Here is a 14,862-nt window from a genome sequence, read left to right as displayed (position 1 = left end):
CAATCGCCTATTTGACCAAAGGAAGTTTCTAGTGCCTGCAACCTGCGTGATCGGACTCCAGTGGGGGGATGAAGCTAAAGGGAAATTGGTTGACCTTTTGGCACCTCGCAACGATATCGTCGTGCGCTACCAAGGGGGAGCGAACGCAGGACACACCGTCGTTTGCGGGAAAGAGGTCTACAAGCTGCACCACGTCCCGTCTGGGATCCTCTCCGAAGGGATCATGAATGTGATCGCCCCCGGGGTGGTGATCGAGCCAAATATGTTAATCCGCGAAATCGAAGGGCTCGAGTCGCGCGGCGTAAACCCTCGCAAGAACCTGATGATCAGCGAACGGGCGCACGTCGTTATGCCTTGGCACTTCGTCGAGGACAAGGCAACGAACAAGGCGATGGTTTCCGGCGAGAGCATCGGCACGACCAATCGAGGCATCGGCCCCTGCTACCGCGACAAGGTGGGTCGTACCCATGCATTCCGGTTAGCCGATCTGCTCAGCGATCAAATGGAGACGAAAGTCCGCGAAACCGTCGCTGCGAAGCGAGCGATGCTCGAACCGATCGCCGATCCTGCGGATTTGGAAACACTGGTAGCCGAGAAGATCATCGAGCAGTGCAAGGCTTGGAATGCGATTCTCGGCCCTCTTTCCGCCGACACCACGAATTACTTGCTCGATGCCGTGGATGATGGCAAGAAGTTGCTCATGGAGGGTGCGCAAGGCTCGTTGCTTGACATCGACCACGGCACCTATCCGTTTGTGACAAGCAGCAACGCATCGGGTGTCGGTGTTTCCTCTGGTTCGGGTGTCCCGGCTCGCTGGATCACCAACGTGATCGGGGTGGCGAAAGCCTACTCGACCCGCGTGGGTGGGGGACCTTTCCCGACTGAGCTGCTCGATGCGACTGGACAGAAGATTCGGGACTTGGGACGCGAATACGGGACGACCACCGGCAGACCGCGCCGATGTGGTTGGTTCGATGCTGTCGCGGTTCGCTACACCGCCCGATTGAGCGGCGTGCACTACCTGTCGCTGATGATGATGGATGTCCTCAGCCACTTCGACGAAATCCAAGTCTGTGTGGCGTACGACATCGACGGCGAACGAGTGACCAAATTCCCTTGCTCGGCCGAAGTACTTCGCCGTTGCAAGCCGATTTACGAGACCCTGCCGGGGTGGAATACGGATGTATCGGGCGTTCGCAAGCTGGAGGAATTTCCTGCCAACGCGCGAAAGTACATCGATCGCATTTCGGAATTGATTTCCGTGCCGGTTGGCGTCCTATCGGTGGGACCGGATCGCGAGCAAACGATTTTCCTGATCTAACTGGACAAATTTCGCGCATCGCTTGTTTTCCCATGGCAACGGGGGATCATGGGGTGGAGTTTTCTTCCTCGAAATCCCTTCCCTCGTTCGCGATTTGAGGCAACCATGCGCAAGCGATTTGCACTTCCTTTCTTGTTCGGTTCGGCAGCTCTTGTATCGGGTTTCGCGCTGCCATTTGCGAACCCTTGTGGTGTCGTTGCGGCCGAATCCATCGCCGAATCCATCGCTGTCGTTGCAGATCGCGAAGCAGTGCGAGCCAAGATGGTGACCCAGGGGATCGAGTACCTGAGAAAGGCTCAATCGGAGGACGGATCCTATAGTTCCAAGTCGGGACCGGGTATCACGGGGTTGGTTCTCAGCAGTCTTGCAGCCTCGGGCCTCAAGGAGGGGGACGAGACGGTCGACAAGTGCGTGAAGTATCTTCTCAGCACACGGCGCGATAACGGCGGTCTCTTTGCCGAGGGATCCAAGCACGCGAACTACGAAACGTGCTTGGCACTCTCTGCCTTCAGCCGGCTCAATGTCGATGGCAAGTACGAAAAATTGATTGCGGATGCTCAAGCCTTCTTGAAAAAGGAGCAATGGGACGAAACAGAAGGTCTCGAATCGAGCGATGTCCGATTCGGAGGCGCTGGCTATGGAAGCAAGTCGCGGCCTGACCTCTCCAACACTGCATTTTTGATCGAAGCGCTTCGCGAATCAGGCGTTGCGGAAGACGATCCAGCGATCCAACGAGCGCTCGCTTTTGTGTCCCGATGCCAGAATCTGGAATCCCCCAATAACAACACACCGTTCGCATCCAAGTCCAACGATGGAGGGTTCTATTACACCCCCGCGAATGGCGGCGAGTCGATGGCGGGCGTCGAAGATGGAACCGGAGCTCTCCGATCGTATGGATCGATGTCGTACGCTGGATTAAAGAGCATGATCTTCGCTGGCGTGAACAAAGAGGATGTTCGCGTGAAGGCGGTCAAAAGTTTCTTGACAAAGAACTACACAGTCTCCAGCAACCCAGGAATGGGAGAGACGGGGCTTTATTACTATCTGCAAACGATGGCCAAAGCGCTGAACGCCGTGGGAGATGACACCTTCGAAGCGGCCGATGGCCCCAAAGACTGGAAGACCGATTTAGTAAAGCAGTTGGAGAAGACCCAGCGACCAGACGGTTCCTGGGTGAACGAATCCGTCCGTTGGATGGAAGGGGATCCTAACTTGGTCACCGGTTACTCCCTCCTGACCCTTTCCCATCTGAAGTAGTCTATTCAGTACGAAAGAATCGCGACGCGGCATCGATGGTTTGTTCGATGTCGCTCATGGTGTGGGTGGCGCTAACAAAGAGCGCTTCGAATTGACTGCAAGGCATATAGATTCCTTGGTCAATCAAACTCCAAAAGTATCGGGCGAAGCGTTTGCGATCGGATCGGTCCGCGCTGGGCCAATCGATCACGGGAGACTCGTTGAAGAAAAGGGTCATCATGCTTCCAACACGCTGCAATTGCGTGGGGATCCCGTGCGCCTTGGCGGCCGATTGAAGCCCTTCTCCGAGCGTCGAACAGATCTTTTCTAAATGCTCATAGGGGGGATTGTCGCGAAGCAACTCCAGTGTCTTGGCACCGGCTGCGGTGGCGAGCGGATTGCCCGCCAATGTACCGGCTTGGTAGACTTTCCCCGCCGGCATTACGTTATCCATAATCGATGCTTTGCCGCCGTAAGCAGCGAGAGGCATGCCCCCCCCGACAATCTTGCCTAACGTCGTCATATCCGGGTCGATACCAAAGAGGGACTGCGCCCCGCCGTACGCAACCCGAAAACCGGTCATCACTTCGTCGAAGATCAAAACGGCACCATCTGCTTTCGTCAGCTCCCGCAGGGCCTTCAAAAATGCAGGGGTAGGAATGACCGTTCCCATGTTCCCAACCACAGGCTCCAGAATCACTGCAGCGATGGTATGTGGATGCTGCGCAAAAACATTTTCAAGAGCCGGGACATCGTTGTAGTTTAAGACAATCGTGTCCTGCGAAGTCCCCGTGGTAACACCTGGTGAATCCGGTACGCCGAGAGTCGCAGCCGCAGATCCCGCCGAGACGAGTAACGAATCGACGTGACCATGGTAGCAACCCGCGAACTTGATGATTTTGGAGCGACCTGTTGCACCGCGGGCAACCCGAATAGCGCTCATGGTGGCTTCGGTCCCACTGCTGACCAATCGGACGCGTTCCATGCTCGGAACGGCCGCTAGGATCAATTCGGCCAAGTGGGACTCGCGTTCGGTGGGTGCACCGAAGGACGTACCTTTGGCCGCTGCCTCGGTGATCGCTGCCAGGACTTCTGGATGGGCGTGGCCGAGGATCATCGGTCCCCATGAACCGATGTAATCGAGATAGCGATTGCCGTCGACATCGTAGAGGTGCTGGCCTGACGCGTGATCGATAAAGAGCGGAACACCGCCGACAGCTCCAAAGGCTCGGGCGGGAGAATTCACACCACCAGGGATCAATCGCCGAGCTCGTTCAAACGCTCGAACACTTTTCTCGCGACTCACGTTCTACTCCAATCCATGTCTACTAGTGGAACCCCTACCAGCCCATCACCATGTTGGACTCAATGATCCGCCGCGCTTTTTCCAGATCCGAACCTGTCTCCGCCATATACAACCGAATGGCATGCAGTTTGTCTCCCGAGGATTTCGACAAGCAATCGCGGGCGATGGAGCAGATGTCGACGCGGCGCCCGGGCACTCCCAATACCGATTTGGAGATCACCCAAGAATTGCGGGGCCGTTTCGTCATCCTCACGACTTGATCGTGAGGATAGGCGTCCGCAAGGGTATCGCGCGCGGCGGCCTCGTCGTCAGCCCAAGTAATGAATATGTGAGAATCGGTTTCGATTTCAAACAGCGGCATCGTCGTGGATTGGATGTTGGAGTTACGAGGGTAAACCGCCTAGGAGATCGCATAGTAACCAACGAAGCTCAAATGTCGAACCTCATTTCGTAAGGATTAGTTTTCCCTGCTTGGTTTTTCGAAGCCGATACAACTGACCCTCCAATTCGATCCAGAGCTCGTCCGCCTTTTCGGACAAGACATCGAAGGAAACCGGGTTCAAAATGGTCCCCGGGCGATGCTGAGGACATCGAGCGGCACTTTTTTCCATCCGATCCGCCTCCAACTGCTGGCTCGCTCCCCCCGAAGCTCCCCCATTGGTAACGAACGACTCCATCGGATCTGTCATGATTTCACCAGCCACTGCTCCCATCATCCGTTCGCTCCCCCAGCTGCTACCAATGTGCTGTCACCCCCAAAAGATATCTTAACTGAGACTCAGTTTCAACATGGCGCAAGGCATTTTTTGCATCAAAGACTGTGTAAAACCGCCAATAGAAGTCGGAACTAGGCCCTGAAGAGCCTTGATTGCGTGCTATTTCATGAACCCGCCACTCGCAACCCGCCACTCGCCGCCAGGCATTGGTTCGGGCTCTGCAGAGGTACAGCCCGAACGAATGGGTTTCCATCTGGATGCCCCAAAAAAAGACCCAACGAGCTTGTGGCATCGATGGGTCTTCGTGGAATTGTACGCCCGGTGAGAGCGATTGTCCGGGTTTGGGGCTATGCGGCCGCTTTGCCCGGCCCCTTGGCCTTCGCGTTTTGCTCTCGCTCGACGAAGTACAGCAAGATCGGAGCCGCGACGAAAATCGAGCTATAGGTACCGACGATAATGCCGACGAGCAAGCAGTAGGCGAAACCGTGGATTCCTTCACCGCCAAAAATGTACATCAACAAGATCGCAACAATGGTGGTGGACGAGGTCAACAACGTTCGACTCAACGTTTGCGTCACGCTCTGGTTGATCATCGCCTTGGTCAAACGCGGGCTCTTACCCTTCACTTCTCGAATCCGGTCGAACACGACGATCGTGTCGTTGAGGGAGTAACCGATGATCGTCAAGAACGCAGCCACAATGGTGAGGGAGATTTTGAAATCCTCGATCAGCAGGAAGCCGAGCGGACGGAAGAGCCAATGGCTAACCGCCACAAAGCACAAGGTGATCAACACGTCGTGGATCAGACCGATAACCGCAGCGATACCATACGCCAACTTTTGGAATCGGAACCAGATGTATGCGGCAATAAACACCAAACTGAGGAACAAACCGGCCCAAGCTCGCTGCTGCATCTCGGTGGCCACACTTCCCTCAATCTTGCTGATCGATTGCCAAACGGGTTGGGAACGAATTTGCTCTCGCAACTTATCCCCGATCGCTTGCGTGGTATTCGCGTCAAAGGGGAGGTAAACCGTCCAGTCCTTGACCGGAACCGATGACTCGGGTGTCCAGTTTTCCACGCCGTTTGCCAAGAGTTCAATTTGTGGCTCCACCAGCGTGGTATTGATCGCTTGAGCAGCCCGAATCAAAGCCTCGCGCAATTGGCTGGCGTTGATCTTGGCTTCCCCATCGGAAGTACTCGTGTGGAACTGCAACGAAAGCTTGCTGCGGACGGCAGGTGCATCGGCAGGGACATCGGCACTTGCTGCTGGCGCAACAGGAGTTGCCTCTGCTGGGGGCACGGTGCTTGACGGAATCGCCGACTCGGGTGCAGCGTCTTGTTTCGGAGCACTGTTGTCGGCAGGTGCGTTGTTCGCATTGGATGCTTCTGGGGCCGGAGTTGTGGTTCCTCCTGTCGCTGGCTCTTGCAGAGCTACCAATTTTCCGGTTCGGAGCGACCCTAACGATGACTGCGCGTTGGCGACGTTGACATCCACGTCGTAGGTCACCAGCCGAGCAGGGCCTCCTTCTGAAAATCCCTTGAGCAATCGATCCGCGACTTCTTTTTGATCCTTCAGCGAAACATCCAGCTTGTACACGGAGTCCTTGGGAACTCCCTCCATCGCGACATTGATCAACGTGGTCTGGATGGGAAGCCCCTCGGTATCGGCATCAAAGGTCTTATTCACGACGGCTCGCACATCGTCTGCATCCACTCCCTTGTCGAGAGAGAAGACGATCGAGGTACCGCCGTTGAAATCAATATCCAAAATCTGACTGCCCCGCAGGAATGTCGCGACCAATCCGATGACAATCAAGGTGCCCGATACCGCATAGGCCACGTAACGCTGCTTCATGAAGTCGACATCGCCAATTCCGAAGACGGCGCGCTTTGCCGAGTTGACGTAGTCCGCCATCCCCAGCCACAAAAAGCCCGTTCGTTCGCAAATCTCAAAGAGCTTGTGAGTAAAGTAAACGGCGGTGAACAAACTGATGACCAGACCGATGATCAACGTTACCGCAAAACCCTTGATCTGCTCGGTACCGACCCAATAAAGGACCAGTGCCGTGATCAACGTCGTTAAGTTGGAGTCGAAAATGGTCGTCCACGCACGGTCGAAACCATTGCGAATCGCCAATCGCGGGGTCGCCTTGCGATCCCGCTCCTCGCGGATCCGCTCGAATACGAGGACGTTGGCGTCCACGCTCATACCGACCGACAGGACCAAACCAGCTAAGCCAGCGAGGGTCAGGGGCTGTCGGATCAGGATCATCACCGCCAGGATCATCGCCAAATTCAGGAGCAAGGCGAGAGTCGCAATCAACCCGCTGAATCGGTAGTAGGCCACAACGAGCAGAATCGTCGTTGCGAGGGCTATGGCACTCGAGTACCCACCCTTTGCAATCGCGATTTGCCCCATGCTCGCACCGATCACGTTCTTGCTGACCGGTTGTCGAGAAAGGACACCGGGCAAGGCACCTGCGTTGAGGATGTCGACCAATCGCTGCACGTCGGTCTCCGAGAAATTCCCTTGGATAACCCCGTTGGCACTGATCGTGTCGTTCAGGTTTGGAGCCGAAAGGACATTGCCATCGAGCAAAATAGCCATACGGCGTTTGAAGTCGCGGCTGGCGTCGGGTAAATTCGCTCCCGTCAACTTGAGCATCTTGCTCGCTCCACCGGTCGACATCGTAAAGGCGACTTCGTAGCCACCTCGCTGTCCGAATGTTTTCGTCGCTCGTTCGAGATCGACCCCATCGACGATTTGATAAGGCTTTCCGGCTCGCTGCAACGCGAGAAGGACGTCGATGCTGTCGATCTTTTGCGACTCAAGCCATGCAGAAAGGTCGCCTGGTCGCTGGCTCGGTGGTGGGTTGACGACGCGGCCGGTCAAGCTATTGCGAACGATGTCGCCATACTGATAACCATCGAATTGTCTTACGCCCGCGTCATCCTTTTGGGCTCCCAGACGTCGCCATAGCCCGGCGACCTCTTCTTCACCGGTTGTTTTGTTCACCAGTTTGACTTCTCGACTCAGCCGCACATTTTGGTCGTCCGAGTCGGCCTGCGCAATCGCTCGATCGATAACGTCCTTGTGATCGTTCATGTTGGCGACGATTCGGAACTGCAAAATCCCGGCCTCGGTGATCAATCGCTCGATTTCGGCGATTTGCGAGTCATCCACGGCGGGAATCGTGATTTCGATCTTATCGTCTCCGTTGGCACGAATGTTGATTTCGAGCGTCCCGGAGGGATTGAGACGATTCATCAGCGGAAAGCGGAAATCCTGGGCCGTCACCTTCGTAGGCGATGTCTTGTCCTCAGCCGAACGATCCACTTCGTAGATCAAATTCGTACCACCGACGATGTCGGGACCGAACAGCAGTTTCGGTGCGTTGCTGACAAACGTTGGCATCACCAGCACGAGAGCCGTCAGCAACATTACGAAGCTGATCGCGGTGAAACCACCCGTATGGGTTGGCATCCGAAGGGCTTTGGCAAGCGTCCGGCCGACAAGGAACGGAATTCCGAGCGCCAGGACGAAGAGCACCAAATTGAACGCGCCCGATTTCCAATCGGAAACGCTCGCGGTCCCGTCCCCGAGAGTGGGGGCTGACGATTGAGCTAGATAGAACAGTTGATCAAGCATTGAAGGGTCCGTGCCAAATGGAATCGACTTGTAGGGTAAGCTCGTCTCAGTCGCTACGCTTCGACGCTTCGGATGGATGCACGGTCAACTGTAAGTCGTGTGTTGGTACTTTCGTCAACTCTCACAGTAACCGTCCCAGCCTCGGCATTGATATTCGCTACGACCCCGTGGATGCCTGAGCTCATAACCACGCGATCGTTTTTCTTCAAATTGGCCAGACGTTCCTGCAACGCTTTCTGCGCTTTCTTTCCTGGTTTGGGAACCAGCAACAAAACGACATACAACGCAACAAACATCAACAGGATAAGATTCAACGGATTATTGAAAAATCCATCCATGAATCCCGGAGTTGGTTTCCCATTTCCCGTAGCCGAGGACCCAAGGCCGCGATCCGCAACCGCACCGCTTTCCTTCGAGCCTGCTTCCGTGTCCCCCTTGCTCTCGCCAGTCGCAGCGGGAGCGGAGGAGATCGTCGGAGCCTGCGATACCGGAGAAGCCGGTGTTGTCAAAGGAGTTTCGGCCGATTGGCTGCTACCTTCCTGAGTCGCCGCCAAAAGCGAAAGGGCCCGGAGTTCGTCCACAGGGACGACCCCTAGCACCAAGCTCATTGCGATGATCGAAGGTACGAAACGACCCATTTGGGGGGCTTGCCTCTCGAGGAAGGTCCAGATTTGATAGAAACCACGCAGTTTACGGGGAGAAAAAAATAGTCACAAGTCCAGACTGGACGACTTGCCCCACAAGATCCCGACTGGAGAATGGCAAGCTCGGCAGATTGCGCTGGGTTTGAGGCGTCACTGAAAGGGCTAAGTGTTTATGCAACGCGCGTCGCTTCGATCGATCCGAATTCTCACCGCGATTTCTATGGGAATCGCCATCACCGCCGGAGGCTTTGACGGGCCTCTTTCACCCTGGGGCCACACGAAGGAACCGTCGACCGAGACGGTGAAAGGATCTTTATCCAGGCTTCAAGCCGATATTGCCTACCTTGCAGCAGACGAACGCCAAGGCAGAGCGGCCGAGACAACAGGCCTGCGTGAAGCCGCGGACTTTCTGGCGGAACGGTTCGCCAAACTTGGCCTCAAAACCGAGCTCTTCGAGGGTACTCCCTTCCAGAATTTTTCCCTCGACGGCCCCCTCCAAACCCCACCAGAAAAAAATCGTATCGAGATCCGCTCAGGGAACAAACCTTCCACCTCCCTGAAACTCGGCATGGATTATCAGCCCCAAACACTGGGCAAGAACGGATCCTTTGACGCTGAAGTCGTTTTTGTCGGCTACGGCATCACCTCGAACGAAGAGGTGGCCTACGACGATTACGCGGGAATCGATGTAACGGGTAAAGTCGTCGTTGTCCTCCGGAAAGAACCACAGGCCGACGATCCCAAAAGCCCTTTCGACGGTACCGAGCCATCTCAGCACGCGCTGTTCACCACGAAAGAAATCAACGCTGCCAAACATGGGGCCGCTGCGGTTATTCTCGTCAATGACGCGAAAAGCGACCGCGATGCCCCCGACACCATCTTCCCCCTCGGCACCGGGGGAGGACTGATCAAAGACCAAGTCCCCACCCTGTTCATGAAACGCTCGTTACTCGCGAACTGGTTTTCCCAAGCAGGCATATCGCTTGAGGAAATCGAAAAGGCGATCGACGGTGATTTGAAACCCCGTTCCTTTACATTCCCGGACCTGCACATCTCCGGCGAAATCGCCATTGAGAAGGCAAAGATTCCATCGTTCAACGTCCTCGGTCTCCTTCCCGGGCAAGGTGATTTAGCGGACGAATATGTTGTCATCGGTGCCCACTACGACCATGTCGGTATGGGCGGCCCAGGCTCGCTCGCCCCGGGAACTATCGCTGTGCACAACGGCGCTGATGACAACGCTTCCGGAACCGTCGCGCTCCTCGAGACAGCTCTGCGAATGAAAAACGCCTACGATCAAGCCGGCGATCGACCTCGGCGCAACATCTTGTTTATTGGTTTTTCAGGTGAGGAACGCGGGCTCCTAGGAAGCATTTATTATTGCAATCATCCACGCTTTGAATTGGAGAAGACCGTCGCCATGCTGAATATGGACATGGTCGGCCGGCTTCAAAACGAGGAACTCACCATTTATGGGACGGGAACCGCAGTGGAGTTCGAAGCCATGATCACGAAAGCCAATGAGTCGCTAGCATTCCGCTTGGAGAAATTGCCAGAAGGAATGGGGCCGAGCGACCACCAATCTTTCTTTATGAAAAACATTCCGGTTCTCCACTTTTTCACCGGACTTCACGACGACTACCACCGACCAACTGACGATTTCGACAAAATCAACCTCATCGGAATCGACCGCATAACCGATATGGTTTCACAATTGGCGGAAGAGATTGCGTTCAACCCTGCGAAACCCTCCTTCGTGAAGGTGCGCGGGATAGCGAATCCTCAAGCCAACCGCCCACGAGGCATTCGACTCGGCGTTCGACTGAATGAAACCTTGGTCGAAAGAACTCTTCCCGGCTCGCTCGCTGAGAAAGCTAGCATTCGGAAAGGGGATCGACTGATCCGGATCGGCGATACGCCGGTCTCGGAGCGAGCGGATGTCGACCGCGCCCTGCGATCGCTCGCACCCGGAAAAGAAACGGTCATCGAGGTGGAACGAAGTGGCGAGAAAGTTCAGTTGAAAGTGACTGTTCCCGAATAGATCGCTATTTACGCCATTTGTAACAATTGTCAGAATCGCGGGTGGACTGGGTAAATCATGGTGACCCTAACATCCGCACCGGCGATCGACGGATCGATTGTCGTTTGAAAAAACGTTAGTGAACATTCACAACCACTTAGCAAGGAGTGCTCGAAAGTGCATTTTCGAATTTCTCTCGCGACCGTCGCTCTGATGGGGATTTGCTCTGCCTCCGCAATGGCACAAGCTCCCGCCGCGAACGCTCCGCAATCCGCACAACCGCAACAACCTCAGGGCCCTAAGACAGGTGCGACCTCGGTAGCTTTGGTCGATGTCGGCTTCCTTTTGAAAAACCATCCCACGATGAATGCGGAGATGGAAAAGATCAAAGCGGAAATGCAAGCAGCCCAAGACCAAATCGAAGCTCGCCGCAAAGAACTTCTTAGCCAAAGCGAAGCCATTGGCAAGAACCTCGAATCCTCGAGCCCCGAATTCAAACAAAAGCAAGAAGAGCTTCTCAACGCTGAAAGCAAGCTTCGCGTCGACTTCATGGGCAAGGAGAAGGAGTTTGCCGAAAAGCAAGCTGGCGTGGTCTACAAGTCCTATAAAGACATCACCACGGCTATCAACTCGGTGGCAGACTACTACAAGTTCGATTTGGTTTTGCGATTTAGCAAAGAACAAAACGAGATGGACTACAAGAAACCCCGGACCGTGGACTTCGGAATTCAACGCGATGTTGTCTATCAGTCTCCAGGAATGGATTTGACCGACATTGTGCTTTACGTTTTGAGGAACAATGTTCAGGCATCCCCTGCTGCGGTTAAACCAGCTGTCCCCCAAACAGCAACCCGACCCGGTGTCGGACCACAACGGTAACATTCCGTCGCTGGCAGTCCGTCGGACGGATCTTATCGTTCGACGGATACGACCAGCTGCGGGAGTTAAATCCAGAAGAGTCCACACACGCCCACTGTGAGCGACATGATGTCGCTCTCCTTTCTGAACAAGTTATTACCCCTAAGGTTCGAAACGGATTTCGACCTCGCATGCAGCCACTACGATTCCAACAAACAATTGAGCACGTCACCCGCGTTAGCGGGCGTGGCTATTGGTCCGGACGTGCCAATACGTTGACCTTCCTGCCGGCACCGGCGGGAACGGGGATCGTTTTTCAGCGCAATGACCTGCCAGGACGTCCGACAATCGAGGCCCACGCCGCCCACCGTCGCGAAACCCAATTGCGAACCACACTCGAGCAATCCGGCGCCCACGTTGAAATGGTCGAGCACGTGCTCGCCGCACTCTACGCGCTCGATATCGACAATTGCATCGTCGAGTGCGACGCTCCTGAAATGCCTGGTATGGATGGCAGTTCGCTCTCCTTTGCACTGGCCATTGAACAGGCGGGTGTTCGGTGCCAATTCGAACCTACCCAGTCGGTCGTAGTCGAAGAGACGATCAAACTGGGGGATGATCAGCAATGGATCATGGCGATCCCGTCGGCAGATGTGGGAATGACCATTCGATACGAGTTGGATTACGGCCACTCAAGCAGTATTCCCAAGTCCGAATCGACCCTTCCCATCGATCGCTCCACTTTCACTCGGCACGTCGCCCCCGCGCGAACCTTCCTGGAAGAGCATGAAGCCAAGATGCTTCAGACGAAAGGAATCGCTTCGCACGTCACCTACCAAGACCTTGTTGTCTTCGGTTCCGACGGTCCGATCGATAACTCGCTTCGATTCGACGACGAATGCTCGCGGCATAAATTGCTCGACGTCGTCGGCGATCTGGCTCTCTGCGGGTGGAGAATCCAAGGAAAAGTCATCGCGCATCGAAGCGGTCACCGCTTGAACGGGATGCTCGCCGCAGCATTGTTCGAGACGGGACGCGCACAGCAGTTCCAATCGTCCCTAAACCATAAAACTCATGTCGCGAGGAACGCAGCTTGATCCGCCCTTCAACGCATCATCACGTTTTTCGCACTAGATTGACGCTTAGTCTGGGAAGTGAACCATGCCAACAATCATAGCCCACACCGCTGTGGTAGATCCTCGCGCCGAACTCGATGACGATGTTCGCATCGGACATCATTGCGTCATTGGCGCGAATGCGAAAATCGGGCGTGGTACACGTCTCGAAAACAATGTCACGATCACCGGTCACACAACCATTGGCCGCGATAATCGCTTCTTCCCGGGATGTGTCATAGGCGGTGAGCCTCAAGATCTCTCCTACCAGGGATCGCCCACCCAAGTCATCATCGGCGACGGCAACGTCTTTCGCGAATGCGTCACCGTGAATCGGGGCACCGAGAAAGATGAAGGGACCACCCGCATCGGCCATAACTGCTACCTGATGGCAAACTCGCACGTGGCCCACGACTGCCTCGTCGAAGACCGTGTCATCATGGCGAATACCGTCATGCTGGGAGGGCACGTGAAAGTAGAACACGATGCCACCTTGAGCGGCGGCGTTGCGGTGCATCATTTTGCTTCGATTGGCTGCTACGCCTTCGTCAGCGGACTTTCACGGGTATTGCAAGACATCCCTCCTTTCATGCTCGCCGAGGGATTCCCGGCTCGTCCTCGTTGTGTCAACGTCGTCGCATTGAAGCGAAAGAATTTCTCGACCGCTTCCATTCGCGCGATCAGCGAAGCTCACAAATTACTTTACCGATCCAAAGTCGGTGTCAAGCATGCTCGTGAGATTCTGCAAGGTGATGGCGGGCTGATCCCCGAATTGGAAACCCTCTTCGCCTTCATCGACGAGTCCAATTTGGGCAAGCATGGTCGCGGACGTGACCGCCGAAGCTCGTCGAGCTCGGGCGGCGCCAGCGCCGCAGCGGCTTAGGTTCTGCTGGAAATCCTCTAACGAACAACACTCCAAATGAGTATCGCAGGGAAGCTACCACGCATCGCTGTTATCGGCGGCGGTCACCTCGGACGGATCCACGCTAAACTCCTCGCGGCGAACGACCAATGCCACTTCGTCGCCGTCGCCGATCCATCTGCAGCTTCCCGGGAACTGGTGCAATCGACACTCAAGCTGCCGACCGTAGAAGACTACCGCGACCTAGAACACCATATCGACGGCGTGATCATCGCAGCTCCCACGTTTCTGCACCACGAAATCGGCCGTTGGTGTCTGGAACGAGGCATCCATGTGTTCATGGAGAAACCGATCGCGGCTTCGACCGAACAAGCCCATGAGCTGGTGGTCTTGGCATACGAAAACCATGCCACTCTGCAAGTCGGACACGTCGAACGATTCAATCCGGCCTGGAAAACGGTCTGTGCAACCACACGGAGTGAGTCGGTGCGTTATATCGAGGCCGTTCGCGAAGGAGCCTACTCGGGACGCAGTACCGACATCGGAATCGTGATGGATCTCATGATCCATGACATCGACTTGATCCTCAGCCTTATCCAATCGCCTGTAGAACAAGTCCAAGCGTACGGTTGGCAAGTGCTCGGACAGCACGAGGACTTTGCCGTCGCACAACTCCGGTTCCGCAACGGCGCCATGGCGCAACTGCGAGCTTCCCGAATCGCCCAGTCACCCAAGCGGGCAATGAGCCTCTACTGCGAAGATGGCGTCCAACATATCGACTTCGGAACCAGCCAAATCGTCGCGATCGAAGCGCGAGACGAGGTGAAGCGAGGAGAACGGCTCGCCGACGCCCTCCCTGCCGAAGCGCGATCCAAGGTAAAAGATGAGCTCTTCGAATCGTGGCTGCATCGAACCGAAATCCAACCGCCAGCCCATAACGCGATCGGGCTAGAACATTCAGAGTTCATCCAATCGATGCGCACCGGTGAGTCGGTCACTGTCTCCGGACACGCGGGCACCGCAGCCCTCAGTGTCGCTCGGGAGATCCTCGATGCTATGCAGCGAACCAAGCAGTCCGCGTCTCTCTTTCCATCTCCGATCCGGATCGCAGCCTAAGCTGCCCTTCGGACT

General features: G+C 55.5%; 12 protein-coding genes. 7 read left to right on the top strand and 5 right to left on the bottom strand.

The features are described from left to right. Positions 1-31 precede the first annotated feature (31 nt). Together SH467x_RS05525 and SH467x_RS05520 are read left to right on the top strand one after the other, a co-directional pair. A complete protein-coding gene (locus SH467x_RS05525; RefSeq protein ID WP_482370286.1) occupies positions 32-1,321 on the top strand; it encodes an adenylosuccinate synthase in 1,290 nt (429 codons plus the stop codon). Between the two features lie 105 nt (positions 1,322-1,426). Then, a complete protein-coding gene (locus SH467x_RS05520; RefSeq protein WP_482370285.1) occupies positions 1,427-2,578 on the top strand; it encodes a prenyltransferase/squalene oxidase repeat-containing protein in 1,152 nt (383 codons plus the stop codon). A 1-nt stretch (position 2,579) separates the two neighbouring features. Here the strand turns inward: SH467x_RS05520 and hemL are convergent, their stop codons facing one another. The 5 genes from hemL to yajC form a co-directional block, all read right to left on the bottom strand. Beyond that, positions 2,580-3,863 carry a glutamate-1-semialdehyde 2,1-aminomutase gene (hemL, locus tag SH467x_RS05515; protein WP_482370284.1) on the bottom strand — a complete coding sequence of 428 codons (1,284 nt, stop codon included), beginning with the start codon at positions 3,861-3,863 and terminating at the stop codon, positions 2,580-2,582. Positions 3,864-3,897: 34 nt separating this feature from the next. Beyond that, positions 3,898-4,224 carry a DUF6793 family protein gene (locus tag SH467x_RS05510; RefSeq protein ID WP_146676705.1) on the bottom strand — a complete coding sequence of 109 codons (327 nt, stop codon included), beginning with the start codon at positions 4,222-4,224 and terminating at the stop codon, positions 3,898-3,900. 82 nt (positions 4,225-4,306) lie between these two features. Continuing rightward, positions 4,307-4,579: a hemin uptake protein HemP gene (gene hemP, locus SH467x_RS05505; RefSeq protein ID WP_482370283.1), complete on the bottom strand. Its 273-nt coding sequence runs from the start codon at positions 4,577-4,579 to the stop codon at positions 4,307-4,309. 347 nt (positions 4,580-4,926) lie between these two features. Next, positions 4,927-8,232 carry a protein translocase subunit SecD gene (gene secD, locus SH467x_RS05500; protein WP_482370282.1) on the bottom strand — a complete coding sequence of 1,102 codons (3,306 nt, stop codon included), beginning with the start codon at positions 8,230-8,232 and terminating at the stop codon, positions 4,927-4,929. 53 nt (positions 8,233-8,285) lie between these two features. Next, entirely contained in the window at positions 8,286-8,870 is a 585-nt protein-coding gene (yajC, locus tag SH467x_RS05495) for a preprotein translocase subunit YajC (RefSeq protein WP_482370281.1), read from the bottom strand. Positions 8,871-9,048: 178 nt separating this feature from the next. Here yajC and SH467x_RS05490 point away from each other — a divergent pair, with 178 nt between their 5' ends. From SH467x_RS05490 to SH467x_RS05470, 5 genes are all read left to right on the top strand, one after another. Beyond that, positions 9,049-10,917, top strand: coding sequence for a M28 family peptidase (locus SH467x_RS05490; RefSeq protein WP_482371343.1), 1,869 nt, complete (start codon positions 9,049-9,051; stop codon positions 10,915-10,917). 156 nt (positions 10,918-11,073) lie between these two features. Then, entirely contained in the window at positions 11,074-11,775 is a 702-nt protein-coding gene (locus SH467x_RS05485) for an OmpH/Skp family outer membrane protein (RefSeq protein ID WP_482370280.1), read from the top strand. Positions 11,776-11,945: 170 nt separating this feature from the next. Further along, a complete protein-coding gene (gene lpxC, locus SH467x_RS05480) occupies positions 11,946-12,851 on the top strand; it encodes a UDP-3-O-acyl-N-acetylglucosamine deacetylase (protein WP_482370279.1) in 906 nt (301 codons plus the stop codon). Positions 12,852-12,915: 64 nt separating this feature from the next. Then, the gene (lpxA, locus tag SH467x_RS05475; protein WP_482370278.1) at positions 12,916-13,752 is read left to right on the top strand and encodes an acyl-ACP--UDP-N-acetylglucosamine O-acyltransferase; all 837 of its coding nucleotides are present in this window, start codon (positions 12,916-12,918) and stop codon (positions 13,750-13,752) included. 36 nt (positions 13,753-13,788) lie between these two features. Further along, entirely contained in the window at positions 13,789-14,847 is a 1,059-nt protein-coding gene (locus SH467x_RS05470; RefSeq protein ID WP_482370277.1) for a Gfo/Idh/MocA family protein, read from the top strand. The last annotated feature ends 15 nt before the right edge of the window (positions 14,848-14,862 follow it).

Source organism: Brakhagea slesvicensis, from assembly GCF_052161625.1.
Lineage (GTDB): Bacteria > Planctomycetota > Planctomycetia > Pirellulales > Pirellulaceae > JBKCUI01.
This window is presented reverse-complemented; position numbering and strand designations above follow the sequence as displayed.

Coding starts and splice junctions, on each gene's coding strand:
- SH467x_RS05520 (WP_482370285.1), top strand. CDS start 1,427: ATGCGCAAGCGATTTGCACTTCCTTTCTTGTTCGGTTCGGCAGCTCTT.
- SH467x_RS05510 (WP_146676705.1), bottom strand. CDS start 4,224: ATGCCGCTGTTTGAAATCGAAACCGATTCTCACATATTCATTACTTGG.
- hemP (WP_482370283.1), bottom strand. CDS start 4,579: ATGATGGGAGCAGTGGCTGGTGAAATCATGACAGATCCGATGGAGTCG.
- secD (WP_482370282.1), bottom strand. CDS start 8,232: ATGCTTGATCAACTGTTCTATCTAGCTCAATCGTCAGCCCCCACTCTC.
- yajC (WP_482370281.1), bottom strand. CDS start 8,870: ATGGGTCGTTTCGTACCTTCGATCATCGCAATGAGCTTGGTGCTAGGG.
- SH467x_RS05490 (WP_482371343.1), top strand. CDS start 9,049: ATGCAACGCGCGTCGCTTCGATCGATCCGAATTCTCACCGCGATTTCT.
- lpxC (WP_482370279.1), top strand. CDS start 11,946: ATGCAGCCACTACGATTCCAACAAACAATTGAGCACGTCACCCGCGTT.
- lpxA (WP_482370278.1), top strand. CDS start 12,916: ATGCCAACAATCATAGCCCACACCGCTGTGGTAGATCCTCGCGCCGAA.
- SH467x_RS05470 (WP_482370277.1), top strand. CDS start 13,789: ATGAGTATCGCAGGGAAGCTACCACGCATCGCTGTTATCGGCGGCGGT.